The 25,681-nt window shown below is 57.5% G+C and carries 24 protein-coding genes and 1 pseudogene; 16 read left to right on the top strand and 9 right to left on the bottom strand.

The window, feature by feature from the left end:
- The coding region (locus KHQ28_RS19990; protein ID WP_211777658.1) for a PTS sugar transporter subunit IIA at positions 1-392 on the bottom strand (392 nt) is incomplete at its 3' end.
- Between the two features lie 336 nt (positions 393-728).
- Here KHQ28_RS19990 and setB point away from each other — a divergent pair.
- The gene (setB, locus tag KHQ28_RS19985) at positions 729-1,910 is read left to right on the top strand and encodes a sugar efflux transporter SetB (RefSeq protein ID WP_004151122.1); all 1,182 of its coding nucleotides are present in this window, start codon (positions 729-731) and stop codon (positions 1,908-1,910) included.
- A gap of 359 nt (positions 1,911-2,269) precedes the next feature.
- On the opposite strand, the gene KHQ28_RS19980 is transcribed toward setB, so the two are convergent.
- Complete coding sequence (locus tag KHQ28_RS19980; protein ID WP_014343350.1) at positions 2,270-2,956, bottom strand: hypothetical protein; 687 nt, start codon at positions 2,954-2,956, stop codon at positions 2,270-2,272.
- Between the two features lie 288 nt (positions 2,957-3,244).
- On the opposite strand from KHQ28_RS19980, the gene KHQ28_RS29505 reads away from it, so the two are divergent.
- Positions 3,245-3,379, top strand: a complete 135-nt coding sequence (locus KHQ28_RS29505; RefSeq protein WP_002912949.1) for a hypothetical protein — start codon at positions 3,245-3,247, stop codon at positions 3,377-3,379.
- 108 nt (positions 3,380-3,487) lie between these two features.
- Here the strand turns inward: KHQ28_RS29505 and KHQ28_RS19975 are convergent, their stop codons facing one another.
- Positions 3,488-3,742: a YkgJ family cysteine cluster protein gene (locus KHQ28_RS19975; RefSeq protein ID WP_004151121.1), complete on the bottom strand. Its 255-nt coding sequence runs from the start codon at positions 3,740-3,742 to the stop codon at positions 3,488-3,490.
- Positions 3,743-3,889: 147 nt separating this feature from the next.
- Between KHQ28_RS19975 and yeiP the strand changes: the two genes are divergently transcribed.
- Positions 3,890-4,462, top strand: a complete 573-nt coding sequence (gene yeiP / locus KHQ28_RS19970) for an elongation factor P-like protein YeiP (protein ID WP_002912951.1) — start codon at positions 3,890-3,892, stop codon at positions 4,460-4,462.
- Between the two features lie 70 nt (positions 4,463-4,532).
- Here the strand turns inward: yeiP and uxuA are convergent, their stop codons facing one another.
- Positions 4,533-5,723, bottom strand: coding sequence for a mannonate dehydratase (uxuA, locus tag KHQ28_RS19965; protein ID WP_002912952.1), 1,191 nt, complete (start codon positions 5,721-5,723; stop codon positions 4,533-4,535).
- A 207-nt stretch (positions 5,724-5,930) separates the two neighbouring features.
- Here uxuA and KHQ28_RS19960 point away from each other — a divergent pair, with 207 nt between their 5' ends.
- From KHQ28_RS19960 to yejF, 9 genes and pseudogenes are all read left to right on the top strand, one after another.
- Positions 5,931-7,397, top strand: a complete 1,467-nt coding sequence (locus KHQ28_RS19960; RefSeq protein ID WP_004211510.1) for a mannitol dehydrogenase family protein — start codon at positions 5,931-5,933, stop codon at positions 7,395-7,397.
- A gap of 120 nt (positions 7,398-7,517) precedes the next feature.
- A complete protein-coding gene (locus KHQ28_RS19955; protein WP_014343351.1) occupies positions 7,518-8,495 on the top strand; it encodes a GTP-binding protein in 978 nt (325 codons plus the stop codon).
- Positions 8,496-8,532: 37 nt separating this feature from the next.
- Complete coding sequence (locus tag KHQ28_RS19950; RefSeq protein ID WP_002912965.1) at positions 8,533-9,246, top strand: phosphatase PAP2 family protein; 714 nt, start codon at positions 8,533-8,535, stop codon at positions 9,244-9,246.
- A 426-nt stretch (positions 9,247-9,672) separates the two neighbouring features.
- Positions 9,673-10,242 carry a bifunctional murein DD-endopeptidase/murein LD-carboxypeptidase gene (gene mepS, locus KHQ28_RS19945; protein ID WP_002912967.1) on the top strand — a complete coding sequence of 190 codons (570 nt, stop codon included), beginning with the start codon at positions 9,673-9,675 and terminating at the stop codon, positions 10,240-10,242.
- Positions 10,243-10,430: 188 nt separating this feature from the next.
- Positions 10,431-11,993: a cyclic di-GMP phosphodiesterase gene (locus KHQ28_RS19940; RefSeq protein ID WP_032418636.1), complete on the top strand. Its 1,563-nt coding sequence runs from the start codon at positions 10,431-10,433 to the stop codon at positions 11,991-11,993.
- Between the two features lie 68 nt (positions 11,994-12,061).
- Entirely contained in the window at positions 12,062-13,867 is a 1,806-nt protein-coding gene (locus KHQ28_RS19935; RefSeq protein WP_004899502.1) for an extracellular solute-binding protein, read from the top strand.
- 9 nt (positions 13,868-13,876) lie between these two features.
- Positions 13,877-14,971: a microcin C ABC transporter permease YejB gene (locus KHQ28_RS19930; RefSeq protein ID WP_014343352.1), complete on the top strand. Its 1,095-nt coding sequence runs from the start codon at positions 13,877-13,879 to the stop codon at positions 14,969-14,971.
- Positions 14,971-15,996 (top strand): microcin C ABC transporter permease, encoded by a 1,026-nt coding sequence (locus KHQ28_RS19925; RefSeq protein WP_002912972.1) that lies wholly within the window; start codon positions 14,971-14,973, stop codon positions 15,994-15,996. The genes KHQ28_RS19930 and KHQ28_RS19925 overlap by 1 nt, the downstream gene beginning before the upstream one ends.
- Before the next feature lies 1 nt (position 15,997).
- Positions 15,998-17,592, top strand: a pseudogene (gene yejF / locus KHQ28_RS19920) (microcin C ABC transporter ATP-binding protein YejF).
- 3 nt (positions 17,593-17,595) lie between these two features.
- Here yejF and KHQ28_RS19915 read toward each other — a convergent pair.
- The 3 genes from KHQ28_RS19915 to rsuA all read right to left on the bottom strand — a co-directional run bounded on the left by KHQ28_RS19915 (position 17,596) and on the right by rsuA (position 20,184).
- Entirely contained in the window at positions 17,596-17,940 is a 345-nt protein-coding gene (locus tag KHQ28_RS19915) for a YejG family protein (protein ID WP_002912974.1), read from the bottom strand.
- Positions 17,941-18,271: 331 nt separating this feature from the next.
- Positions 18,272-19,468 (bottom strand): Bcr/CflA family multidrug efflux MFS transporter, encoded by a 1,197-nt coding sequence (locus KHQ28_RS19910; protein WP_002912975.1) that lies wholly within the window; start codon positions 19,466-19,468, stop codon positions 18,272-18,274.
- A complete protein-coding gene (gene rsuA / locus KHQ28_RS19905; protein ID WP_002912977.1) occupies positions 19,465-20,184 on the bottom strand; it encodes a 16S rRNA pseudouridine(516) synthase RsuA in 720 nt (239 codons plus the stop codon). Before rsuA ends, KHQ28_RS19910 begins: the two co-directional genes overlap by 4 nt.
- A gap of 147 nt (positions 20,185-20,331) precedes the next feature.
- Between rsuA and KHQ28_RS19900 the strand changes: the two genes are divergently transcribed.
- Together KHQ28_RS19900 and rplY are read left to right on the top strand one after the other, a co-directional pair.
- Positions 20,332-22,089 carry a DEAD/DEAH box helicase gene (locus KHQ28_RS19900; RefSeq protein ID WP_004144263.1) on the top strand — a complete coding sequence of 586 codons (1,758 nt, stop codon included), beginning with the start codon at positions 20,332-20,334 and terminating at the stop codon, positions 22,087-22,089.
- Positions 22,090-22,225: 136 nt separating this feature from the next.
- Positions 22,226-22,510 (top strand): 50S ribosomal protein L25, encoded by a 285-nt coding sequence (gene rplY / locus KHQ28_RS19895; RefSeq protein ID WP_002912979.1) that lies wholly within the window; start codon positions 22,226-22,228, stop codon positions 22,508-22,510.
- 58 nt (positions 22,511-22,568) lie between these two features.
- Here the strand turns inward: rplY and KHQ28_RS19890 are convergent, their stop codons facing one another.
- Positions 22,569-23,456, bottom strand: a complete 888-nt coding sequence (locus KHQ28_RS19890) for a LysR family transcriptional regulator (RefSeq protein WP_002912983.1) — start codon at positions 23,454-23,456, stop codon at positions 22,569-22,571.
- 104 nt (positions 23,457-23,560) lie between these two features.
- On the opposite strand from KHQ28_RS19890, the gene KHQ28_RS19885 reads away from it, so the two are divergent.
- Positions 23,561-24,847, top strand: a complete 1,287-nt coding sequence (locus KHQ28_RS19885; protein WP_014343354.1) for a serine hydrolase — start codon at positions 23,561-23,563, stop codon at positions 24,845-24,847.
- An 18-nt stretch (positions 24,848-24,865) separates the two neighbouring features.
- Here the strand turns inward: KHQ28_RS19885 and KHQ28_RS19880 are convergent, their stop codons facing one another.
- Positions 24,866-25,462, bottom strand: a complete 597-nt coding sequence (locus tag KHQ28_RS19880) for an NUDIX domain-containing protein (RefSeq protein WP_004144265.1) — start codon at positions 25,460-25,462, stop codon at positions 24,866-24,868.
- 82 nt (positions 25,463-25,544) lie between these two features.
- Here KHQ28_RS19880 and KHQ28_RS19875 point away from each other — a divergent pair.
- Positions 25,545-25,681: DeoR family transcriptional regulator (locus KHQ28_RS19875; protein ID WP_211777659.1), on the top strand; the 137-nt coding region annotated here is incomplete at its 3' end.

Genomic DNA, 25,681 nt, shown 5'->3' with positions numbered 1-25,681 from the left:
GTGGTGGTGGACTGCAGCTGCGCGGCGACCGCGTCATCGCTCAGCACATGGGTCAGCTGACGCAGCAGGCCGAGGTGTTCATCTGAGCTGGCGGCAATCCCGATCGCCACATAGGCGGTCTGCCCTTCGCCCCAGGTGACGCCCTGCGGGAACTGAAACACCTGAACGCCGGTCTTCAGCACCTGGTCACGCGTATCCGTCGTGCCGTGCGGGATCGCGATCCCGTTGCCGAGGAAGGTCGAGGTCTGCTGCTCGCGCGCCAGCATGCCGTTCACGTAGCCATCGGCCACGTTGCCGGCGCTGACCAGCGCGGCGGCGACCTGCCGGATGGCCTCTTCTTTATTACCGGCCTGCTGGCCGGGATGAATATCCTGCACAGATAACTGGAACATGGTTCTCCTCTCCTGCTGAATTGAATCGTTTCAGCTAACTTGAGAAAAAAGGCGCCATCTGACGGGGAACGGATTGCCGAATGACGCTGAAACGTTTCAAGAATTTTGTACCTTTCTTGCTCAACGCGCAAGGTACGTCAGCGACTTGATCGCAGAACTTAGAGGTACTGCACACTTTTGCTGAAGCATTAGCTATCGACCGCCTCGAACGTCAGCTTTTTGCTGAACCCTATATTTTGAAACGCCTTTTTAATTATTCGTGCCATACTACTGTTTATTTTTAGCCAGCAGGCGTAAACTCCGCGCCGTCTCCTGAAACTACAGAAAACCAAACCCATGGAAAACCGTAGCGCCGCTCTCCCCCGACGCGGGTTCGATGTCACCTCTTCCGCCTTCTTAATCGTCGCCTTTCTGACGGGCATTGCCGGGGCGCTGCAAACCCCGACCCTGAGCCTGTTTCTGACCAACGAAGTGCACGTCCGCCCGGCGATGGTCGGTTTCTTTTTTACCGGCAGCGCGGTTATTGGCATTCTGGTCAGTCAGTTCCTCGCCGGCCGCTCCGACCGTCAGGGCGATCGCAAGCAGCTGATTGTCGTCTGCTGTCTGCTGGGGGTGCTGGCCTGCGTACTCTTTGCCTGGAACCGCAACTATTTCATTTTGCTGTTCATCGGCGTTTTTCTCAGCAGCTTTGGATCGACCGCCAACCCGCAGATGTTTGCCCTCGCGCGGGAGCATGCCGACAGGACCGGCCGCGAAGCGGTGATGTTCAGCTCCATTTTACGTGCCCAGGTCTCCCTGGCATGGGTGATTGGTCCCCCGCTGGCCTACGCCCTGGCGATGGGGTTTGGTTTTACCGCGATGTATCTCAGCGCCGCGGCGGCGTTTATCGTCTGCGGGATCATGGTCTGGCTATTCTTGCCCAGCATGCGCAAAGCAAAGCCGGTAGCGACCGGCCGGCTGGAAGCTCCGCGCACGCATCGCCGCGATGCGCTGCTGCTGTTCAGCATCTGCACCCTGATGTGGGGTACTAACAGCCTGTACATCATTAACATGCCGCTGTTTATCATTAACGAGCTGCATCTGCCGGAGAAGCTGGCGGGGCTGATGATGGGCACCGCCGCCGGACTGGAAATTCCGACCATGCTGATTGCCGGTTACTACGCCCGGCGTTTCGGCAAACGCTTTCTGATGCGTCTTTCTGCAGTGGCCGGGGTGCTGTTTTACGTCGGCATGCTGACGGTGCATACGCCAGCGCTGCTGCTGGCGATGCAGGTGCTGAACGCCATCTATATCGGGATCCTCGCCGGGATCGGCATGCTCTATTTCCAGGACCTGATGCCGGGGCAGGCGGGCGCGGCCACCACCCTCTATACCAATACTACCCGCGTCGGCTGGATCATTGCCGGTTCACTGGCGGGGGTAGTGGCGGAGATCTGGAGCTATCACGCGGTGTTCTGGATTGCGCTGGCGATGGGCGTTGTCACTCAGGCCTGCCTGTGGCGGATAAGAGACGTGTAAGCACATTGCCCGGCCAGAGCCGGGCAATGCAGATTAATGATCATGATAGAGTCAATGCAGCCAGCTCGGCCTGCAGATGTTTCAGCCATGCGCAGGCATCCGTGTCGTCAGTGCTATAGTGCAGTTGCCCTTTATGATTAACTTATTGATCTTAATATAATTTCGGATTTCCGCATTAATAACTGAACAATATGACACCAGAGTAATATCGACAGCACCATTATTTGGTCCGGGGCTCAAAAAAATGCCGGGAGATAAAACAAATGTATTTAAAATACAATAAGTTATTCGATGTTTTGGAGGCGACCCATATTCAACGCCGGATCGCCCTTTAAGCAGTTATACTGAAATATTAGCGTTCAGGAATCAAAATTTGGTGAATACTTCACAGGAGACATTGACCCTTTCTTTCTGAGGTCATCAGGGATCTTCTTACCAAGATAGAGCTGTGTAATTTCAGGAGATGCCGCGCGACCTCGAAAACCAAAGCGTGAACTTTGAGTAGCTTCAAACTCATCATCTTCATCCCATTGGCGCATTTCAGGAAAGTTGTCACGGGTAGATTTTAACCACTCATCAGCAACATATACCCCTCTGACAATTCCTTTTACTGTAGCCAGGATAACTTCAGCTTTGCTTGCACGTTCGAGGCTTACACGCCAACTGAAGCGTACTGCGTCATAGAGATCAACATCCTTTGAACTTCTGTTAACAGATATCATCAGCGCTTTGTGCTTAAACTCCACTGTCTCAGGCTGGTACGTTGCAATTAATTCTTTAATATGTGCAGCGCCATACTCGTTACTGCCAGCACCGTTCATGATATTGGTCAAACCTGGGTAGGCATCGATTAGAGCAGCCTCCACCTCATAAGCAGTCTTTTCATCGGCAATACCATGCCGATGGATTACATGGATGACCTCCAGACCAGCTAATCTAATCTCACGAAGTTGCTTGAGTTTATTACTGAGCAGTTCATCATCATCAGCGGCTGCCACTTCGCCGCGCATGTGAGCAAAAACGCGATTGCCTTTTCCCTTACCCACGTAAAAAGTGCTTCCATCTCGTGGATCAATCAGTCGATATACATACCAACCGAGATGTTCGATAACTCCCGGAGGGAACTCATTAATATCCATATCACAACACCTATCACTTGATTACTGGTGTATACGTTATACTTTCAGCTGTAGATTGACAATTTGTAAGCAATACAAAAATTCACACTGCCTACTGCTGTCACGCTCAGATAACATTATCCTCATCAAGTCGATATTTATCCCCCTTCCTCCCGAGCGCGAGTCTGCAGAGGACGGGATATTGATGGTACAAATATGTTTAGTGACTATATTGCAGAGAAAACAGGCTTTCGTGTTCAATTTGATATTGAGCAGTTGAAGCCAGACCTCAATGTCGATGCCACTGATAGATTTCAACAACAAAACCTGGAAGACGTGTTGGTAGATTAAATGGCTGCGTGATAGCTATCCTCTCAGAGGATCCACCTATCCTGTTGATATAAAACAAAATAAACACCACCATAGGTTATATACTTACAAGCAATGTTCTACAAATACCTATGGTGCCGTGCTGGACTCCAGGTGAAGCAGGTAAGTTATAGCGGCGTCACGATCCGTCGAACACATATCTGGCGAAGGTTGAAGATTGCCGCACACTTTTGGTCGCAGTTCCGAACCGAAAATGTTACATAGGTTGTCATTAGATAATTGAACACACCTGACATTAGCCGGCTTGCCCTGCGGCATGCCGGGGATCGGCGATGATATAGAGGGGGCGATGCAACATGCGCCACAATCAGTACGACATTCCACAACCCGACTCCCAAACGCTCATTTTGCGCCACAGCCTAAACGTTTTGCCAGAAGATAGCAAAACTCGCGAAATCCGCTTGCCTGAACGCCCGGGCGCGAGTAGTTTTACGCGATATTTTTGACTCGTTAAGTGACAGGATTACTGCAATGCCAAGAGCGAATGAAATTAAAAAAGGTATGGTGCTGAATTACAACGGCAAGCTGCTGATTGTGAAAAATATTGATATTCAGTCACCCAGCGCCCGCGGTGCTGCGACACTGTATAAAATGCGCTTCTCCGATGTGCGCACCGGCCTGAAAGTAGAAGAGCGCTTCAAAGGCGACGATATCGTCGATACCGTCACCCTGACCCGCCGTTTCGTCGACTTCTCCTACGTCGATGGCAACGAATACGTGTTCATGGATAAAGAAGACTATACCCCTTACACCTTTACCAAAGAGCAGATTGAAGAAGAGCTGCAGTTTATTCCGGAAGGTGGGATGCCGGACATGCAGGTGCTGACCTGGGACGGCCAGCTGCTGGCGCTGGAGCTGCCGCAGACCGTTGACCTGGAAATTATCGAAACCGCGCCGGGTATTAAAGGTGCGTCCGCCAGCTCCCGCACCAAGCCAGCCACCATGAGCACCGGCCTGGTGATTCAGGTGCCGGAATACCTGACCACCGGTGAGAAAATCCGCATTCATATCGAAGAGTGCCGCTATATGGGCCGCGCGGATTAATCATCGGTAACGCTTCGACAGTAAAAAAGGACAGCGCTGGCTGTCCTTTTTATTATCCCCATTGCCGCGATTACAGCAGTTCAGGGTATTTGGTCATTTTCAGCGCCAGCTCGACGCCGCGCACTTCCGCCATCCCCTTGAGACGGCCAATCGCCGAATAGCCTGGGTTGGTTTTCTTGCGCAGATCGTCGAGCATCTGATGACCATGATCCGGACGAAATGGGATCGGGCGCAGATCGCCGGCCTGTTTACGCCGCTGCTCTTCACGCAGGATAGCATCCACCACCGCCACCATATTGACGTCGCCGCTAAGGTGCGCCGCCTCGTGGAAGGTTTTCGGGTTTGCTTCACGGCAGGTAGAGCGCAGATGGGTAAAATGGATGCGATCGCCAAAGGTCTCCACCATCTTCACCAGATCGTTATCGGCGCGAACGCCATACGATCCGGTACACATGGTGAAGCCATTATTAATGCTGTCCACCGTCTCCTTCAGCCACTGCATATCTTCGATGGTCGACACGATACGCGGCAGGCCAAGGATCGGCCGCGGCGGATCGTCCGGATGCACAGCCAGGCGGATCCCTACCTCTTCGCATACCGGCACGATGGCGCGCAGGAAATAGGCCATATTTTCACGCAGCTGCGCTTTATCAATGTGGTCGTACTCCGCCAGACGCGCGCGGAACTGGTCAAGGGTGTAGCCCTCTTCCGCTCCCGGCAGGCCGGCGATGATATTGCGGGTCAGTTTATCGATATCTGCTTCGCTCATCGCCTTGAAATAGACCTCAGCCTGACGCTGCTCTTCTTCACTGTAATCCGCTTCCGCTCCCGGGCGTTTAAGGATATGCAGCTCAAAGGCGGCGAAAGCGATCTGATCGAAACGCAGCGCCCGGGAGCCGTCCGGCAGCTCATATTCCAGATCGGTGCGCGTCCAGTCGAGGATCGGCATAAAGTTGTAGCACACGGTATCGATGCCGCAGGCCGCGAGGTTGCGGATGCTCTGCTGATAGTTGGCAATCCAGGTCGCATACTGCCCGCTGTGGGTTTTAATATCCTCGTGGACGGGAATGCTTTCGACGACCGACCAGGTCAACCCTTTTGCCGCTAACAGCGCCTGACGCGCTTTAATCTCGTCGACCGGCCATACCTGACCGTTTGCAATATGGTGCAGCGCAGTGACGACGCCGGTCGCCCCCGCCTGCCGTACATCATCAAGCGATACCGGATCGTTCGGCCCATACCACCGCCAGGTTTGCTCCATCGCTATGCCCTCACAAAAGTTGTTATACCAATAATGGCGACACTCATGACGACTACCATACATGTTTCTCACCTGGCTGCAAACAGTGCTGGCCTATTGATTGATCCAGCTCACAGTCAGCGGATAATTTCGGCTTACCAATTTAACTTCCTGTCATATAACTTTAGACTGGCATTGTTAATAAGCAGTTAAACAGGTGTGGGAAGAATGACAACAATTGCAACCGCTACGCTACCGAAGAACGTGCAATACCCTCAATACGATCGCAGCCAACTCCGCTCGCGTATTGTCCATTTCGGCTTTGGCGCGTTTCACCGCGCGCACCAGGCGCTGCTCACCGATCGCGTGCTGAATAACGTCGGCGGCGACTGGGGGATCTGTGAAATCAGTCTGTTCAGCGGCGACACGCTGATGAGCCAACTTCGCGAACAGGACCATCTGTTTACCGTGCTGGAAAAAGGCGCCGACGGCAACCAGCCCATTGTGATCGGCGCGGTGCACGAATGTCTGAACGCCAGGCTCGATTCGCTGGCGGCGATTATCGAAAAATTTTGCGAGCCGCAGGTAGCGATTGTCTCGCTGACCATTACGGAAAAAGGCTACTGCATCGATCCGGCGACCGGGAAACTGGATCCGACGCATCCGCGCATTATTCACGATCTGGAGAATCCGACGCTGCCGCAGTCGGCTCCCGGTATTCTAGTTGAAGCGCTGGCCCGCCGCCGGGAACGAGGCCTTCCGCCCTTTACCGTGCTCTCCTGCGATAATATCCCCGACAACGGTCACGTGGTAAAAAATGCCGTCCTCGGCATGGCGGAAAAACGCAGCCCGGCGCTGGCGGACTGGATCGCCGACAACGTCAGCTTCCCGGGCACCATGGTGGATCGCATTGTTCCCGCGGCCACACCGGAGTCGCTGGCGGAAATCGCCGCCGTGCTGGGGGTCGACGATCCCTGCGCCATCAGTTGCGAACCCTTCATTCAGTGGGTGGTCGAAGATCACTTTGTCGCCGGGCGACCCGCCTGGGAGACGGCGGGCGTGCAGATGACCGATGACGTGTTGCCCTGGGAGCAAATGAAGCTGCGGATGCTCAACGGCAGCCACTCTTTCCTCGCCTGGCTTGGCTATCTGGCAGGGCATGCGCACATTAGCGACTGCATGCGGGATGACGTCTTCCGCCGCGCCGCCCGCCAGCTGATGCTTGACGAACAGGCTCCGACGCTGACCATTACCGGCGTTGATCTGCTGGCCTATGCCGACAGTCTCATCGCCCGCTTCAGCAATCCGGCGCTCAAACACCGCACCTGGCAAATCGCCATGGACGGTAGCCAGAAGCTGCCCCAGCGCATGCTCGATGGCATCCGCGTACATCTGGCGCGCGACAGCCGTTGGCCGCTGCTGGCTCTCGGCGTGGCCGGCTGGATGCGCTACGTCAGCGGCACGGACGACGCCGGTCAGACGATCGACGTGCGCGATCCGCTGGTCGACAAGATCCGGCTGCGGGTGGCCCAGAGCGATGAGCAGCAGCGCGTCGACGCCCTGCTGGGGCTGGAGGAAATATTTGGCCGCGACCTGCCGCACAACGCCCAGTTTGTCGCCGGGATCCGCGCCGCCTGGCAACAGCTGGCGACGCACGGCGCCCGCGAGGCCGTCGCCCGCGCACTGAATTCTTAACAATATTTGCGCTTATGCGGACAGAATTCTCTTCTGTCCGCCTCAGGACTTCTCTTTTCCCCCTTTTTTCGTCAGGATAGGCGTAACTGTTACAACATTACATTTATCCTGGAGAAAAGAGTGACCAGAACCAATTTGATCACCGGCTTTCTCGGCAGCGGTAAGACGACCTCGATTCTTCATCTGCTGGCGCAGAAGCCTGCGGATGAAAAATGGGCCGTACTGGTTAACGAGTTTGGCGAAGTCGGGATAGACGGCGCGCTGCTGGCCGACAGCGGCGCCCTGCTCAAAGAGATCCCCGGCGGCTGCATGTGCTGCGTCAATGGCCTGCCGATGCAGGTTGGGCTGAACACCCTGCTGCGCCAGGGCAAACCCGATCGCCTGCTGATCGAACCCACCGGTTTGGGCCACCCAAAGCAGATCCTCGATATCCTCACCGCGGCGGTGTATGAGCCCTGGATCGATCTGCGCGCCACGCTGTGCATCCTCGATCCCCGCCAGCTGCTGGATGAAAGAGCCGTCAGCAACGACAACTTCCGCGATCAGCTGGCCGCGGCGGACATCATTGTGGCTAATAAAAATGATCGGGAAACCCCCGAAAGCGCCCGGGCGCTGGCCGACTGGTGGCAGCGCTGGGGCGGCGAGCGTCGCAAGGTGTCGGCAATCCAGGGCAATATCGATCTGACCCTGCTCGATGAGCCACGACGGAACACCGCCCCGCTGCCGGCGAGCGCGGAGCACGCCCACCGCCATCCCCCCACTTCCGGCCTCGCCGCGCTCAGCCTGGCGGAACACCAGCGCTGGCGCCGCCATCTCAACAATGGCCAGGGCTTTCAGGGCTGCGGCTGGATCTTCGACGCGGAGACGGTCTTTGACACCATCGGCCTGCTCGAATGGGCCAGGCTGGCGCCAGTGGGGCGCGTTAAAGGCGTGATGCGCATTGCCGAGGGGGCGGTACGAATCAACCGTCAGGGGGAGGATCTCCATATCGAGACCCTCAGCGTCGCTCCGCCCGATAGTCGGATCGAGCTTATTTCCGCGAATGAAGCCGACTGGAACGCACTCCAGACCTCGTTGTTGAGGCTTCGTTTAAGTTAAGGCGGCTAAGGTTGCCGCCGACTGTCACAAAATCGCAATGGCTATGATGAAAAACCGAATTCCTTTAATCCTGCTGCTTAACATCGCGGGTGTAGCGCTATTTTGCTCCTGGTATCTGCCAGCCAACCATGGCGCGTGGTTGCCGGTCGACTCCGCGATCTTCCATTTCTTTAACCATGGCGTCAGCGTCAGCCATGCTTATGCCTGGCTGCTGGCGATCATCAACAATCGCGCCTTCGACGCCTGTTCGCTGCTGGCGATGGGCTGCCTGATGCTGAGCTATTGGCTAAAGGCGCCGACTGCAGGCCGTCGTCAGATCGCCATCATGGGCCTGGTGATGCTGCTGGCGGCGGTGATCATCAACCAGCTCGCACAACACCTGATGCCGGTACAGCGCGCCAGCCCATCTCTGTTTTTTAGCGATATTACCCGCGTCAGCGACGTCGTTAACTTCCCCACTAAGGATGCGTCGAAGGACAGCTTCCCTGGCGATCATGGGATGATGCTGCTGATCTTCGCCAGCTTTATGTGGCGCTATTTTGGCCGTCGCGCGCTGGGCGTCGCGCTGATTATCTTTGTGGTCTTTGCTTTCCCGCGGGTAATGATTGGCGCCCACTGGTTTAGCGATATTGCCGTCGGCTCCCTGACCGCCGTGCTGATCGGCGCGCCCTGGGTATTGATGACCCCGCTGAGCGATAAATTGATCGCCTTTTTCGATCGCTACTTACCCAGCAGAATATCGGCCAAATAATGTCTCCGGCAGCCGCCAGAGTCATTAACTATAAGGGGACCTTTTGGGTCCCTTTTTACATTTTCCCTTTTTTTCAACATGACGTTCATCTTCTTGTCACATTAATCCCGTGACAAATGAAGGAATTGTCTGTTTTTTGCCCGATATTGCCGTAATTTTGGCCTTTCCCGATGATTCACTTTTTGTCACCAAAATACTTATAAGAAATCGCGCAAAACCGCTCGCCATGCGGCGTTTGATAGGGTAATCTCGTTCTCGTTTTGCCTTTTCCGCAGCATTAATTCAGGGCATGAATAAAATTGTGCGTGACTGCACAAATTTAAGCTTAAGGAATTGTCTCATTGCGGATGGGTATTTAGGCTCTAACACGTTTGGCATTTTTTATAACGACATTGTCGTTAAGGACAACAAGGGAAAATAAACAGCATGGTCAAATCTCAGCCGATTTTGAGATATATCTTGCGGGTAGCCCCCGCGATTGCAGTAGCGGTTCTGCTTTCCGCGTGTAGTTCAACAAGTACCGCCAGGAATATGCATTCTGAGACGCATGCTGTGGGTAGTGGCGATTTATCATCACTGCAAGCCTCTCAGGATGAATTTGAAACGATGGTCCGTAACCTGGACGTAAAGTCCCGTTTAATGGATCAGTATGCCAGCTGGAAAGGCGTGCGTTACCGCCTCGGCGGCAGCACCCGCAAGGGTATCGACTGCTCAGCGTTTGTGCAGCGCACCTTCCGCGAACAATTTGGTCTGGAACTGCCGCGTTCAACTTCTGAACAGCAGGAAACCGGAAAATCGATTTCTCGTGCCCAACTGCGTACAGGCGATCTGGTTCTGTTTCGCGCCGGCTCTACCGGCCGCCATGTCGGGATCTACCTCGGCAACAACCAGTTTGTTCACGCCTCCACCAGCAGCGGGGTGACTATCTCCAGCATGGATGAGCCATACTGGAAAAAGCGCTACAATGAAGCGCGTCGAGTCCTGAGCCGCTCGTAAACTGTCCTCCACCGCCGCCGGTTATCCCTTGGCTGGCTGCGGGATAAAAAACACTGCCCCAGGCAGTGTTTTTTTTTGCCACCTGGTTCTCAACGTCGCAAAATAAGCTATGTCTTTTAAGTGGGAATGAGAAAAACGACGACCGACACTCCGTTGATGCGCTTCAATAACACGGAAAGAATCTGGCTATGCTTACTCGCTACTTTTCGCCCCAGCGTAAAACCTGGTTAACCAGCCTGAGCGTGGGGATCATCGTCGCGCTGTTGGCCGGGAGCATTCAGTTTATGGTGATCTACCATAACCGGGCCGAGCGTTTCGACGCCATTATCAACAATGTTAATACCTATCTGAAAAGCTATTTTCACGACCTGCGCCAGACCATTGACGGCCTGCAGCCGCTGGTGGACCAGCCCTGCGAGAATATTGACTCCGGGCTTACCTCCCACGCCGCGTTCAGCCCCAACGTCCGCGCTTTCCTGCTGGTCAAAAACGGCATCGCCTTTTGCTCATCGGCTACGGGAGCCATGAATACGCCCCTCAGCCAGCTGATCCCGGCCATCGATATCAGCAAACCCGTTGCTATGGCAATTTTACCAGGCACGCCGATGATGCCGAAGAGCGCGGCGCTGGCGCTGTGGGTAGGTAAACCCGGCGATCAAAACAGCGGCATTTTCGTGTCGATTAACGCTAATCTCACACCGTATATCCTCTATTCCGCGCGGCAAAACGATTTCAGCGGCATTGCGCTGGCCATCGATCACACCGCTATCTCCACCTTCAGTAATCGGCTGGTGGATCCGCAAACGCTGCATAACGCGCCGATCCGCCAGGCACAGATCGAGGGCTTACCGCTGAAGGTCTACCTGTATGCCAACAGCTGGCTGGCGGAAAATACGCAGTTTGCTCTGCTGCTCGGGGTCGTCTGCGGCCTGCTGGCGGGGCTGCTCTGCTATTACGTGCTGACGATCAAATCGGATCCGCGAAAATCCATTCTGCTGGGGATCAAAAATAACCAGTTCTACATCGTTTATCAGCCGGTGGTTAATGCTCAGACTCTACGTATCAGCGGCGTGGAGGTCCTAATGCGCTGGCGCCATCCGGTGATTGGTGAAATTCCGCCCGACGTTTTTATTAACCTGGCCGAAACCCAGCAGATGATCGTGCCGCTAACCCATCACCTGCTCGCGCTGATCGCCAGCGACGCTGCGGTGTTGAAGCGTATTCTGCCGCGCGGCGTGAAGCTGGGGCTGAATATTTCCCCTGCCCATCTGCAGGCCGACAGCTTCCGCGACGATATGCTGCGCTTCGCCGCCGCGCTGCCAGCCGACCACTTTCACGTGGTGCTGGAGGTAACCGAGCGGGCGATGATTGATAAAGAAAAATCGATGGCTAACTTCGCCTGGCTCCACCGCCAGGGATTCGAAATCGCGATTGATGATTTCGGCACCGGGCATAGCGCGCTGATCTATCTCGAACGCTATAACTTCGATTATCTGAAGATCGATCGCGGTTTTGTGCAGGCGATTGGTACTGAAACAGTAACCTCGCCGGTGCTGGATGCGGTACTGACCCTCAGCCGCCGGCTGAAATTAATGACCGTCGCCGAAGGGGTGGAGACCCAGGAACAGGCGGAGTGGCTTCGCGGCCAGGGCGTTCATTTCCTGCAGGGGTACTGGATCAGCCGACCGCTGTCGCTGGCCGGGCTGGTGGCTGCGCACGATGAACCCGCGAACTATTTCACAACGCGCTAAGTCTCACTTATGATGCGGGAACGGATGTCGGCCATGGGGGCCGGCCATGACAGGGTATTCTGCCGCCTATGTATGCGCGCCTCTTTCTGATTCTGCTGGCTCTGTTTAGCCTGGACGCTAAGGCGCAAACCATTCAGGAAAGCGTAGCCTTCGCGATTATCGGTGAACCGAAATACGCCGCCGGTTTCAGTCATTTTGATTACGTCAATCCCAGGGCGCCGAAAGGCGGCACCCTCACCCTGGCGGCGATCGGCACCTTTGATAACTTCAACCGTTATGCGCTGCGCGGCAACCCCGCGGTACGCACGGAGGCGCTCTACGATACCCTGTTCACCACCTCGGATGATGAGCCCGGCAGCTACTACCCGCTGATTGCCGAGCGGGCGCGCTATGCCGAGGACTATTCCTGGATGGAGATCGCGCTCAACCCGCACGCCCGCTTCCATGACGGCACGCCGATCACCGCCCGCGATGTGGCGTTTACCTTCAACAAGTTTATGACCGAAGGGGTGCCGCAGTTTCGCCTGTTTTATAAAGGCACCACCGTGAAGGCCATCGCGCCGTTGACCGTGCGTATTGACCTCGGCCAGCCCGGCAAAGAGAACATGCTGAGTCTGCTGAGCCTGCCGGTGATGCCCGAGGCGTTCTGGCGCCAGCACAAACTCAGCGACCCGCTGTCGAAGCCGCCGCTGGCCAGCGGGCCATACCGCATCAGCGCCTGGCGAATGGGGCAATATATTATCTATTCCCGCGTCGCCGACTACTGGGCGGCCGACCTGCCGGTCAACCGCGGTCGCTGGAATTTCGATACGCTGCGCTATGACTATTATCTCGACGACAATGTCGCTTTCGAAGCCTTTAAAGCGGGAGCCGTCGATCGCCGGGAAGAGACCGTCGCCAAAAACTGGGCTACCCGCTACGTCGGTCGCAACTTCAGCCGCGGCTACATCATTAAAGATGAGCATACCAATACCTCGGCGCAGGATACCCAGTGGCTGGCGTTCAATATTCAGCGCCCGATTTTTGCCGATCGCCGGGTGCGGCAGGCCATTACCCTGGCGTTCGATTTCGAATGGATGAACAAGGCGCTGTTTTACAGCGCCTATCAGCGCGCCAACAGCTATTTCCAGAACACCGAATATGCCGCCCGCAGCCTGCCTGACGCAGCCGAGCTGGCCCTGCTGACGCCGATGAAAAACGAACTGCCTCCGGAGCTCTTCAGCCAGGTTTACCAGCCGCCGGTCTCCCGCGGCGATGGCTTCGATCGCGCCAACTTACTCAAAGCCGACGCCCTGCTCAATGCGGCGGGCTGGACGGTGAAGAACCAGCGCCGGGTCAACGCCGCCACCGGCAAGCCGCTGCGCTTTGAGCTACTGCTGCCGGCCGGAGGCAATGACCGCTGGGTGCTGCCGTTTCAGCACAACCTGCAGCGTCTGGGGATCGTCATGGATATTCGTCAGGTTGATAATTCGCAGTACAGCAACCGCCGCCGCAGCCGGGATTACGACATGATGCCAAGCCTGTGGCGCGCCATGCCCTGGCCGGGGACCGACCTGCAAATCTCCTGGGCGTCCGACTATATTCACTCCAGCTACAACGCGCCGGGGGTGCAAAGCCCGGTAGTGGATAAGCTGATTGCGCAGATCCTGCAGTGGCAGGGCAATAAGCAGAAACTGATCCCTCTCGGTCGGGCGCTGGATCGTGTGCTGACCTGGAATAACTACATGTTGCCGATGTGGTATATGGCGCAGGACCGCACCGCGTGGTGGAATAAGTTCTCTTTCCCCGCGACCCGCCCCATCTATTCGTCCGGCCTCGATACCTGGTGGTACGACGTGAACAAAGCGGCCACCCTCCCTGCGGACAGACGCTAAGGACATCCCATGGGCAGCTACCTGATCCGCCGTTTGCTGTTAGTCATCCCCACCCTGTGGGCCATCATCACCATTAACTTTTTTATTGTCCAGATCGCGCCTGGCGGCCCGGTCGATCAGGCCATCGCCGCCATCGAGTTTAATCAGCGCGGCGGGATGCCGGGGGCTGGCGACGGCGGGATGGGCGCCAGCCATGCCCGCACCGGCGCAGGCAATATCAGCGAGGGTCACTATCGCGGTGGGCGCGGCCTCGACCCGGAAGTCATCGCCGAGATCACCCACCGCTACGGCTTCGATAAACCGCTGCACGAACGCTATCTGATGATGCTGAGCGATTATCTGCGCTTTGATTTCGGCGACAGCCTGTTTCGCAGCGCGTCCGTGCTGCAGCTGATTAAAGACAGCCTGCCGGTCTCGGTGAGCCTCGGGCTGTGGAGCACGCTGATTATCTATCTGGTCTCCATTCCGCTGGGCATCCGCAAAGCGGTCAGCAACGGCAGCCGCTTTGATATCTGGAGCAGTACGCTGATTATCATTGGCTATGCGATCCCTGCCTTTCTGTTCGCCATCCTGCTGATCGTGATTTTTGCCGGCGGCAGCTATTTCGACCTCTTCCCGCTGCGCGGTCTGGTCTCGCCAAATTTCGACACCCTCCCCTGGTATCAGAAGATCCTCGACTACCTGTGGCACATCACCCTGCCGGTGCTGGCGACGGTAATTGGCGGCTTTGCCGCGCTGACTATGCTGACCAAAAACAGCTTCCTCGACGAGATCCGCAAACAGTATGTGGTCACCGCCCGCGCCAAAGGCGTTGGTGAGAAACAGATCCTCTGGGGACACGTGTTCCGTAACGCCATGCTGCTGGTGATCGCCGGCTTCCCGGCCACCTTTATCAGTATGTTCTTTACCGGCTCGTTGCTGATCGAAGTGATGTTCTCGCTAAACGGCCTGGGTCTGCTGGGCTATGAAGCGACGGTCTCCCGCGACTATCCGGTGATGTTTGGCACGCTCTATATTTTCACTCTGATTGGCCTGCTGCTGAATATCGTCAGCGATATCAGCTATACGCTGGTCGACCCGCGCATTGATTTTGAGGGCCGCTAATGTCTTTCTTCAGTCCCGTTAATCAGGCCCGCTGGGCGCGCTTTCGCCACAACCGTCGCGGCTACTGGTCGCTGTGGCTGTTTTTAATTCTCTTTCTTTGCAGCCTGGGCGCCGAGCTGCTGGCCAACGATCGCCCGCTGCTGGTGCAGTACCGGGGCCAGCTGTACGTCCCGGTGTTAAAAAACTACACCGAGCAAACCTTCGGCGGCGCGTTCGCCACCGCCGCCGACTATCAGGATCCCTGGCTGCAGCAGCAGCTGGCGACTCACGGCTGGGCGCTATGGCCGCCAGTACGCTTCGGCGCGACGACAATTAATTTTGCCAGCACGGTTCCCTTTCCATCGCCGCCCTCAGCCAGCAACTGGCTCGGCACCGACGCCAACGGCGGCGATGTGCTGGCGCGGATCCTCTATGGGACACGCATCTCGGTGCTCTTCGGTCTGCTGCTGACGCTGTTCTCCAGCGTGCTGGGGGTGCTGGCCGGAGCGATACAGGGTTACTACGGCGGTAAAATCGACCTGTGGGGACAGCGCTTTATCGAAGTCTGGTCCGGCATGCCAACGCTGTTCCTGATCATCCTGCTCTCCAGCGTCGTGCAGCCGGGCTTCTGGTGGCTGCTGGCAATCACCGTTCTCTTTGGCTGGATGACGCTGGTGGGCGTGGTGCGCGCGGAATTTCTCCGCACCCGCAACTACGACTATGTTCGGGCGGCGCAGGCGTTAGGGGTTAGCGACCGGCAGATCATCCTGCGGCATATGTTGCCCAACGCGATGGTGGCGACCCTCACCTTTCTGCCCTTTATCCTGTGCAGCTCCATTACCACCCTGACGTCGCTGGATTTTCTCGGCTTCGGCCTGCCGCTCGGCTCCCCCTCCCTCGGCGAGCTGCTGCTGCAGGGCAAAAACAACCTGCAGGCGCCCTGGCTGGGCATTGCCGCGTTTCTCTCCGTCGCCGTGCTGCTGACGCTACTGATTTTTATCGGTGAAGCGGTTCGCGACGCCTTTGACCCGAGTAAGGCGGTGTAATATGACCCACCCGCTATTAGCTATCGACAATCTCTCTATTGCCTTTCGCCAGCAGGGCGAGACGCAGACCGTGGTGCATAATCTGTCGCTCGAGGTGGCGGTCGGCGAAACGCTGGCCCTGGTGGGCGAATCCGGCTCCGGTAAGAGCATCTCCGCCCTGTCGGTGCTGCGGCTGCTCCCTACCCCGCCGGCCAGCTACCCCAGCGGTGACATCCGTTTTCATGGCCAGTCGCTGCTGCATGCGGATGAGGCGACCATGCGCGGCGTGCGCGGCAACCGGATCGCGATGATCTTTCAGGAGCCGATGGTATCGCTCAATCCCCTGCACACCCTGGAAAAACAGCTCTACGAGGTGCTGTCGTTACACCGGGGAATGCGCAAACAGGCGGCGCGCGGGGAGATCCTCGACTGCCTGGAGCGCGTCGGGATCCGTCAGGCGCCGCGGCGGCTGGCGGACTATCCGCATCAGCTCTCCGGCGGCGAGCGCCAGCGGGTGATGATCGCCATGGCGCTGCTAACTCGCCCGGAGCTGCTGATCGCTGACGAGCCGACTACCGCCCTGGACGTATCGGTGCAGGCGCAAATTCTGCAACTGCTGCGCGAGCTGAAGCAGGAGCTGAACATGGGGCTGCTGTTTATCACTCATAACCTGAGCATCGTCCGCCAGCTGGCTGACCGGGTGGCGGTAATGCAGAACGGCCGCTGCGTGGAACACAATGACTGTCGGGCGCTGTTCAGCGCGCCAGCGCATCCCTACACCCAACGCCTGCTGGATAGCGAGCCGGACGGGGAACCTGTGCCGCTGGCCGCCGATGCCCCGGTGCTGCTGCAGGCGGACGATTTAAAGGTGGCGTTTCCCGTTAGCAAAGGGATCCTGCGTCGGGTGGTCGATCATCATCGGGTGGTCAACAGCCTTAGCTTTCAGCTGCGCGCCGGCGAGACGCTGGGCCTGGTGGGGGAATCGGGTTCCGGTAAAAGTACCACCGGCCTGGCCCTGCTGCGCCTGATCCCGTCCGGGGGCAAGATAACCTTCGCCGGCCAGCCGATTCAGGGGCGGGGCGTAACCGCCGACAGCTGCTACCGCTGCGCCGACAGATGCAGGTGGTTTTTCAGGATCCGAACTCGTCGCTCAATCCGCGCCTCACGGCGCAGCAGATCATTGAGGAAGGCTTGCGCGTCCACCAGCCGACGCTGACGGCGGCCGAACGCGAACAGGCGGTGATCCTTGCCATGCAGGAGGTCGGCCTCGACCCGGCCAGCCGCCAGCGCTATCCGGCGGCGTTCTCCGGTGGCCAGCGACAGCGTATCGCCATCGCCAGAGCGTTGATCGTCAAACCGCAGCTGATCGTCCTCGATGAACCGACCTCATCGCTGGACAAAACCGTTCAGGCGCAGATCCTGAACCTGCTGAAAGCCTTACAGCGAAAGCATCAGCTGGCCTATATTTTTATCAGCCATGATTTAGGCGTGGTGCGGGCGCTGTGTCACCAGGTAATGGTGCTGCGTCAGGGAGAGGTGGTCGAACAGGGCGAGTGCAAGTCCGTCTTCAGCGCACCCCGGCATGAGTATACCCGCCAGCTGCTGGCGCTAAGCTGACGGTCAGAAAGGGTTATTGCCGGAGAAGGGCTCGGCGATGGCCACGCCAAAGTTTTTCAGACGACAGGTGGCGGCAAACTCATCCTGCAGGTTAACGAACAGGCAGGGTTCACCTTCGCACTCCAGCACGGAACAGTCGACTTCGATGTCGCTTAACGCCTGGCTGAGCTTATGCATCACCGGCCAGGCTTTCTCACCGTCCGGGCTCAGCAATTTCAGGGCAACGAGACTGTTCTCGTTCTGCGCGCCGTTTTGCGGAATCGGTTCAACTCTGGAACCCGCAAAACCGGCCAGCCAGCGATAGCTCTGCGGCAGACGGTGTACGATAGAGAGTTGTTGTGTATTCACTTGGTTTCCCCGGAAGCAAAAGGCTTCACAATAAATTTACATCAATATTAACACACTGTTGACAAATAGTCCTGCCTTGAGGCAGAAAACGTTTACAGCGGCGGCGGACCAGGGTTAAGCGCTTATAATCCAGCGCTTTATTTTTTATACCCGGCGAGCCGATTGGCGCTATATGTACCCGTTTCTGTGATCCAAAACAACTTTTTTATCGCAACAATGCGACTTTTTACACTAATTGATTTTACATAAAGGAAACAAATCGCAGAACCCTGAAGCCCATTGCGGTTGACATGCATCAAGAAAGGGGCGATTTCGCCCCTGAAAATGTGACCTAGCGTGCGATTTTTCGCCGCCGGGATGCGTAAAGCGAGAAGAAAATAGAGCAGGTTGCGCAGAAGGCAATAGAGATCAGCATCGGCCAGGCGGTGGTAAACGTCGCCATCGACAGCAGCGCGCCGATAATCGCCCCGATACCGAAACGGAAAGTCCCCGCCAGCGACGAAGCAGTGCCCGCCATATGCGGAAACTCATCGAGGATCACCGCCATGGCGTTAGACGACACCATGGATACGCAGCCGACAAAGGCCGCTACGCCGATCACCAGTGACCAGAAGCCGACATCCAGCAGCGCGCAGACCACCATCCACACCGCCATGGCAAACTGGATCCACAGCCCGGCGCGGAACATACGCAACGCCCCTACCCGCCGCACAAACCGGCTGTTGAACATGGTCATCAGAAACAGAAAAACGATGTTCAGCGCAAAATAGTAGCCAAAGTGCTGAGGCGCGACGTGGTTTATATTGATGTAGACAAAGGGACCGGCGCTAAGGAAAGAGAACATGCCCGCGAAGCTAAAGCCGCTCGCCAGCATATAGCTCAGTACCCGCTTGTGGCGGAACAGAGTGGCAAAGTTACCCAGCGTGGTGCGCAGATGGAACGGCTGACGCCTTTCAGCCGGAAGCGTTTCGCGGATAAACAGGCCGATCATCAGCGAGGCCAGCAGGGCCACCAGGGCGAGGATCCAAAAGATGGCATGCCAGCTGAACCAGACCAACACCGCCCCGCCGACCATCGGCGCCACCAGCGGCGCAATGGTCGTGACCAGCATGACAAACGACATCATGCGCGAAAACTCATCTTTCGGATAGATGTCGCGCATCAGGGCGTTAATCACCACGCTGGCCGCCGCGGCTGCCAGACCGTGGAAGAAACGCATGACAATCAGCATATCGACGGTTTGCGACAGGGCGCAGGCTACCGCCGCCGCCGCGAAGACCAGCGTCCCGCCGAGGATCACCGGCTTGCGGCCAAGGCTGTCCGCCATCGGGCCGTACAGCAGCTGACCCAGCGCAAAGCCGAGGATATAGGTGCTGAGCGTCATCTGCGCGCTGCCGTCCGGGACGTTATACTGGGCGGCAATCACCGGCAGGGCCGGAAGATACATATCAATAGACAGCGGCATCAGCATGGCCAGCAGGCCAAGGATAAACACAATCCCCAGTGAAGAATTCTGCTTCAGCGTCACGTTTTACTCCGTGGCTGCGGGGCGCCCACGCTGGCGATTTCCGCTTCCGTCAGCGGACGATATTCACCCGGCGCCAGCGATTCATCCAGCAGGATGTCGCCGATGCGTTCCCGATGCAGGCCAACCACGTGGTTGCCCACGGCGGCGAACATGCGTTTCACCTGATGGTAGCGGCCTTCGCTGATGGTGAGGCGCACTTCGGTCGGAGTGATAACTTCCAGCAACGCCGGTTTGGTGAGATCTTTTTCGTTATGCAGCTGGACGCCTTTGGCGAACAGCTCCGCGGTCCCTTCCGCCAGCGGGCTTTCCAGCGCCACCAGATAGGTTTTTTCACAGTGGTGGCGCGGCGAGGTAATGCGATGCGACCACTGGCCGTCATCGGTCATCAGCACCAGCCCGGTGGTGTCGATATCCAGCCGTCCGGCGGCGTGCAGCTTATGCGCCACCGGCTCGTCGAGGAAATAAAGGATAGTCGGATGATCGGGATCGTCGGTGGAACAGACGTACCCTTGCGGCTTGTTGAGCATAAAATAACGCGGGCCATTCTGCTGGGTCAGCGTATTTCCGTCATACTCCACCTCGTGCTCCGGCTGGAGCTTAAAAGAGGCATCTTTCACAATGTCGCCGTCCACGGTAACGCGGCTGCCGCGAATTTCACGCCCGGCAATAGCCCGGCTGACGCCCAGCTGCTGAGCGATAAACTTATCAAGTCGCATGAGATTTTTTTAGCCTGTCATAGTGCTGGAGCGGGCAAATCGCCCGAAAAAGAAGAATTTCACCGGCTAGTATAACGGGCTCTTAACACCACTCAAGGGAAAAGATTCATGGCATACTATTCGCCAGTTAATTAGCCCCGTGAATTCATGACTTTTACATTACGTCCTTACCAACAAGAAGCCGTCGATGCCACCCTCGCCTGGTTCCGTCGCCATACCGAGCCGGCGGCGATTGTCCTGCCCACCGGCGCGGGCAAAAGTCTGGTGATCGCCGAGCTTGCCAGGCTGGCGCGCGGCCGCGTGCTGGTGCTGGCCCATGTCAAAGAGCTGGTGGCGCAGAACCATGCCAAATACTGCGCCCTTGGCCTCGAGGCGGATATCTTCGCCGCCGGCCTGCAGCGAAAAGAGAGCCACGGCAAAGTGGTGTTCGGCAGCGTGCAGTCGGTGGCGCGCAATCTCGACCAGTTTCGCAGCGAATTTTCGCTACTCATCGTCGATGAATGCCACCGCATCAGCGATGATGACGACAGCCAGTATCAGCAGATCATCGGTCACCTGCGGCAGGTCAATCCGCAGATCCGGCTGCTCGGCCTGACGGCCACGCCGTTCCGCCTTGGCAAGGGCTGGATCTATCAGTTCCATTATCATGGGATGGTGCGCGGCGATGAAAAGGCCCTGTTCCGCGACTGCATCTATGAGCTACCGCTGCGCTATATGATTAAACACGGCTATCTGACGCCGCCGGAGCGCCTCGATATGCCGGTGGTGCAGTACGATTTCAGTCGCCTGCAGGCGCAAAGCAACGGCCTGTTCAGCGAAGCCGATCTTAACCATGAGCTGAAAAAACAACAGCGTATCACGCCGCATATTGTCAGCCAGATCGTGGAGTTCGCCGAAAACCGCAAAGGGGTGATGATCTTTGCCGCCACCGTGGAACACGCCCGGGAAGTGACCGGCCTGCTGCCGGTAGGCCAGGCGGCGCTGATCACCGGCGAAACGCCTGGGCCGGAGCGGGATCGCATCATCGAGGCCTTTAAAGCGCAGGCGTATCGCTATCTGGTGAACGTCGCGGTGCTGACCACCGGCTTCGACGCCCCGCACGTCGACCTGATCGCCATCCTCCGCCCCACCGAGTCGGTGAGTCTTTACCAACAGATCGTTGGCCGCGGTCTGCGCCTGGCGCCGGGGAAAACCGACTGTCTGATCCTCGACTACGCCGGCAATCCGCATGACCTGTATGCCCCGGAAGTGGGGACGCCGAAGGGCAAAAGCGACAACGTGCCGGTGCAGGTCTTCTGCCCGGCCTGCGGCTTCGCCAATACCTTCTGGGGCAAAACCACCGCCGACGGCACCTTGATTGAACACTTTGGCCGCCGCTGCCAGGGGTGGTTCGAAGATGACGACGGCCACCGCGAACAGTGCGACTTCCGCTTTCGCTTTAAAAACTGCCCGCAGTGTAATGCGGAAAACGACATCGCCGCCCGCCGCTGCCGGGAGTGCGACACTATACTGGTTGACCCGGACGATATGCTGAAGGCGGCGCTGAAGCTGAAGGACGCGCTGGTGCTGCGCTGCAGCGGCATGGCCCTGCAGCACGGCGGCGACGAGAAGGGCCCGTGGCTGAAAATCACCTACTACGATGAAGACGGGGCGGATGTCAGTGAGCGCTTCCGTCTGCAGACCCCCGCCCAGCGCACCGCCTTCGAACAACTGTTTATTCGCCCGCATACCCGCACCCCCGGGGTGCCGCTGCGCTGGATAACGCCGGCGGATATCGTGACCCAGCAGGCGCTGCTGCGCCATCCGGACTTTGTCGTCGCCCGCATGAAGGGGCAGTACTGGCAGGTGCGGGAAAAAGTGTTCGATTATCAGGGGCGTTTTCGTCGCGCCAACGAGCTGCGTTAATTACCGGAAAGCTGAGGTTTTGATTGCCCGGGTGTCGTTTGGCGGCTATAATGCCGCCCGCTTTTGCATTCGCAAAGCAGATAATCCGCCTGTTGCTGGGTCGCCTGTAGCAGGCTTTATATATAGAGAGACGTCAATGTTTACTATCAACGCAGAAGTACGTAAAGAGCAGGGTAAGGGTGCGAGCCGCCGCCTGCGCGCAGCTAACAAGTTCCCGGCAATCATCTACGGTGGCGAAGCTGCTCCGGTTGCTATCGAACTGGACCACGACAAAGTATGGAACATGCAGGACAAAGCTGAGTTTTACAGCGAAGTTCTGACCGTCGTTGTTGATGGCAAAGAAGAAAAAGTCAAAGTTCAGGCTGTTCAGCGCCACGCGTTCAAGCCGAAACTGACTCACATCGACTTCGTTCGCGCGTAATCGCCGATAGCAAGTTGTATGGCAAGCGCCCCGGGGTCTCAGGCTCCGGGGCGTTTTGTTATCTGCGCTGCCAAAGCTCCGGCGCCTCGTGCACGATGTCGCTAAGCATCCGATGCTTATTCATTCCGGGCAGCCAGAGCATCACCATAGTGACGTTCAGCCCCTGACTGCCGACCTCCGTCGCGATTTCACTGACTCCCTGCCACTCGCCTGGCCGCAAATGGTCCGGTAAAAACCCCCAGCCCCTCCCCTGCTCCAGCGCATGGCGCAACAGGGTAATTTCATTCATATACAGCGTATGGCCGGAAATCTGCAGCCGGCGGGCGATTTGATCGTCACTGCGCCGGTGCATCACTAACTGCGGCGTCAACGAAAGATTCAATAGCGTCAGCGGCCGCGGAGCGTCGTGGAACAGGCTGTCCGCCGCGTAGAAACGCAGATCCACGGTGCCGAGCGCCCGCCACTCCATTTCGCTCCCCAGCGTGCGGTTGTTAGCCTGACAAATCGCCATCTCCGCCACGCCATCGCTCAGCGCCTGCTCGGCTTCGCGACGCGAGGCGCTCCAGCAGCTCAGGCGGATCTGCCGTCGGGCCAGGTTATCGGCCAGCGCACAGAGAAATTCACGCGGCACGAAGGGATCGTACACCAGACGCAGCGCCTGCCCGGCGGTTTGCGGCAGCGTTTGCGCAAAAGACTCGAAAGCCTGCGCCTGACGCAACAGCAGATGCGCCTGGCGAAACAGCTGCTCGCCCTCGGCGGTTAGCGTCAGGCTACGTCCTTCACGGCTGAACAGCCGGTAGCCCAGCGCATCTTCCAGATAGTCCAGCAGATCGCGCAGCGTGGTCCGGTCTTTAGCTAAACGAATGGCCGCCTGCGACAGGCTGCCGGTCTCAGCAATCGTCGCGAAGGCTTCAATCTGTGCGAATGAATACTGTAGGGTTTTCATCCTTTTTCTCCCTTAAGGGGGAAAATCCCCCATGTGCTGATTTTAGCCGGCGCGCGCCGATTTATATACTGCGCAGCGAATCTATGGCAAACGAGGAAATGACAATGATAAGAAAACCACTGGCCCTGGCGTTAATATTGGCGGCTCTGCCGGCGGCGGCAATGGCGCAACACTGCGGCAGCCTGACGCTGGATGTCTGCCCAACGCCTTACGATCAAACGCTACCCGCGGCCAAAGACATGCTCAGCTGGGATCAGACTTCACGCGTGATTGGCTTTCGCAATGACTATCGCAACTATATCGGCGATGTCTTCCGCCACGGCGCCTCGACGCCGCTGGAGCGCGCTGAAAAACAACTGACCGATGCCCGCTATACGCTCAACGGCCACACCTGGAATTTGCAGGATTACCTGAAGCGCGAGAACGTCAGCGGTATGCTGGTGCTGAAAGATGGTAAAGTCGCCTGGAAATATCTCGCCGAAGGTAATACCGACACCACCCTGTGGACCTCGCGCTCGGTAGGCAAATCGGTGGTCTCGACGCTGGTCGGTATCGCCATTCAACAGGGTAAAATCCACTCCCTTGATGACCTGATTACCGTTTATGAACCCGAACTGAAAGGCACCGCCTGGGACGGCGTGACGCTGAAGCAGTTGATTCAACACACCAGCGGGGTGGAATGGAATGAAGACTACACCGACCCGCAGTCGCATTTCGCCCGCCTGACCCAGTGTGAAGCGCAGCCCGGCGCCTATGCCTGCGTGCGTAAGATCGTCACCGGCCTGGCGCGTCAACACCCGGCGGGTGAGCAGTGGTCCTACTCTTCCGGCGGCGCCTGGCTGCTTGGGGATATCCTGGAGCGCGCCACCGGCATGTCGCTAGCCGCCTGGCTTGAACAGGCTCTATGGCAGCCGGCCGGGATGGCCCACGACGGCGTGTGGCATGCTTATCAGCAAGGGAAGCACGACGTCGGCGCCCACGGCTTTAACGCCACCCTTGAAGACTGGGGCCGCTTTGGTGAATTCGTTGCCCGTGACGGTCGGTTAAGCAATGGCAAACAGCTGGTGCCGACTGGCTGGTTCGATCAAGCCGCCAGCTGGACCAAGGCGCTAAACTCGGTCTCGGCAGCGCATCCGGAGGGTATTTACGGCTATCAGTGGTGGAATAACGCGATTCCGGCGAATGCGCAAAACGTCCAGCCGACGCCGCAGGAAGGGCTTAAAGGGTCGCTGTGGGCGCTGGGGATCTACGGCCAGGTGATCATGGTGAACCGCGCGGAACACCTGGTGATCGTCCAGTGGTCGACCTGGCCGCAGGCGGAACCTTCCTTCAACGCTCAGCCGTTGGAAGCGGCGCTGATGTACAGCGCCATTGCCCGCGAGCTGCGTTAACTCCCCGCTCCTTGCCGCTCAGCCGGCGAGGAGCGTGTCGGCATTCAGCGCCAGGTGTTGCAGCAGGATAATGGTTTTAGCATCCATGATCTCGCCATCGCGAATAGCCTGCAGCGCCCGCGTCAGCGGCCACTCCAGTACTTCAATGTCCTCACCTTCCGCCGCCAGTCCGCCGCCGTCGCCCCGACGGTCATCGGCCTGATATTCGGCGATAAAAAAGTAGAGTTTTTCGGTGACGGAGCCGGGGCTCATAAAGACGGTGAAGACGGGTTCGACACGGGTCACGCGAAAGCCGGTCTCCTCTTCCGCTTCGGCAACGATCCGCGCCTCCGGCGAGGCGTTATCCAACAGCCCGGCGGCCGCCTCAATGAGATATCCGTCGTGGCCATGAGTAAATACCGGAAAACGGAACTGACGGGTCAGGACCACCGTCCGCTTTTCCCGGTTGTAGAGTAAAATGACTGCGCCGTTGCCCCGGTCATAAGCCTCGCGGCTCTGCTCCTGCCAGCGACCGTCCCGACGCAGCAGTTCGAAGGTATATTTTTTCAACGTGTACCAGTTATCCGAGAGCAGCGTCTCGCGAACGTGGCGGACGTGCGGTGCATGTGTTTGCATGTTATTTCCCCTTTGAGGTGACAGCAGGCACCATAACATGCATAATCGTGCACAAACAAGATCATTCGATGAAGGAAAACCGATGCTCGCCAGTCAGAGAAAACAGCAGATCCTCCAGATCCTCACCGAGGAAAAACAGGTGATGTCCGGGGAGCTAAGCCAGCGGTTTAACGTCTCCGAGGACTCCATTCGCCGCGATCTGCGCGAGCTGGCGGCGGA

The sequence above is a fragment of the Klebsiella sp. 28 genome (assembly GCF_018223905.1).
Taxonomy (GTDB): domain Bacteria; phylum Pseudomonadota; class Gammaproteobacteria; order Enterobacterales; family Enterobacteriaceae; genus Klebsiella; species Klebsiella pneumoniae.
The sequence above is the reverse complement of the archived record's forward strand: the minus strand, read 5'-3'. Positions and strand labels throughout refer to the sequence as shown.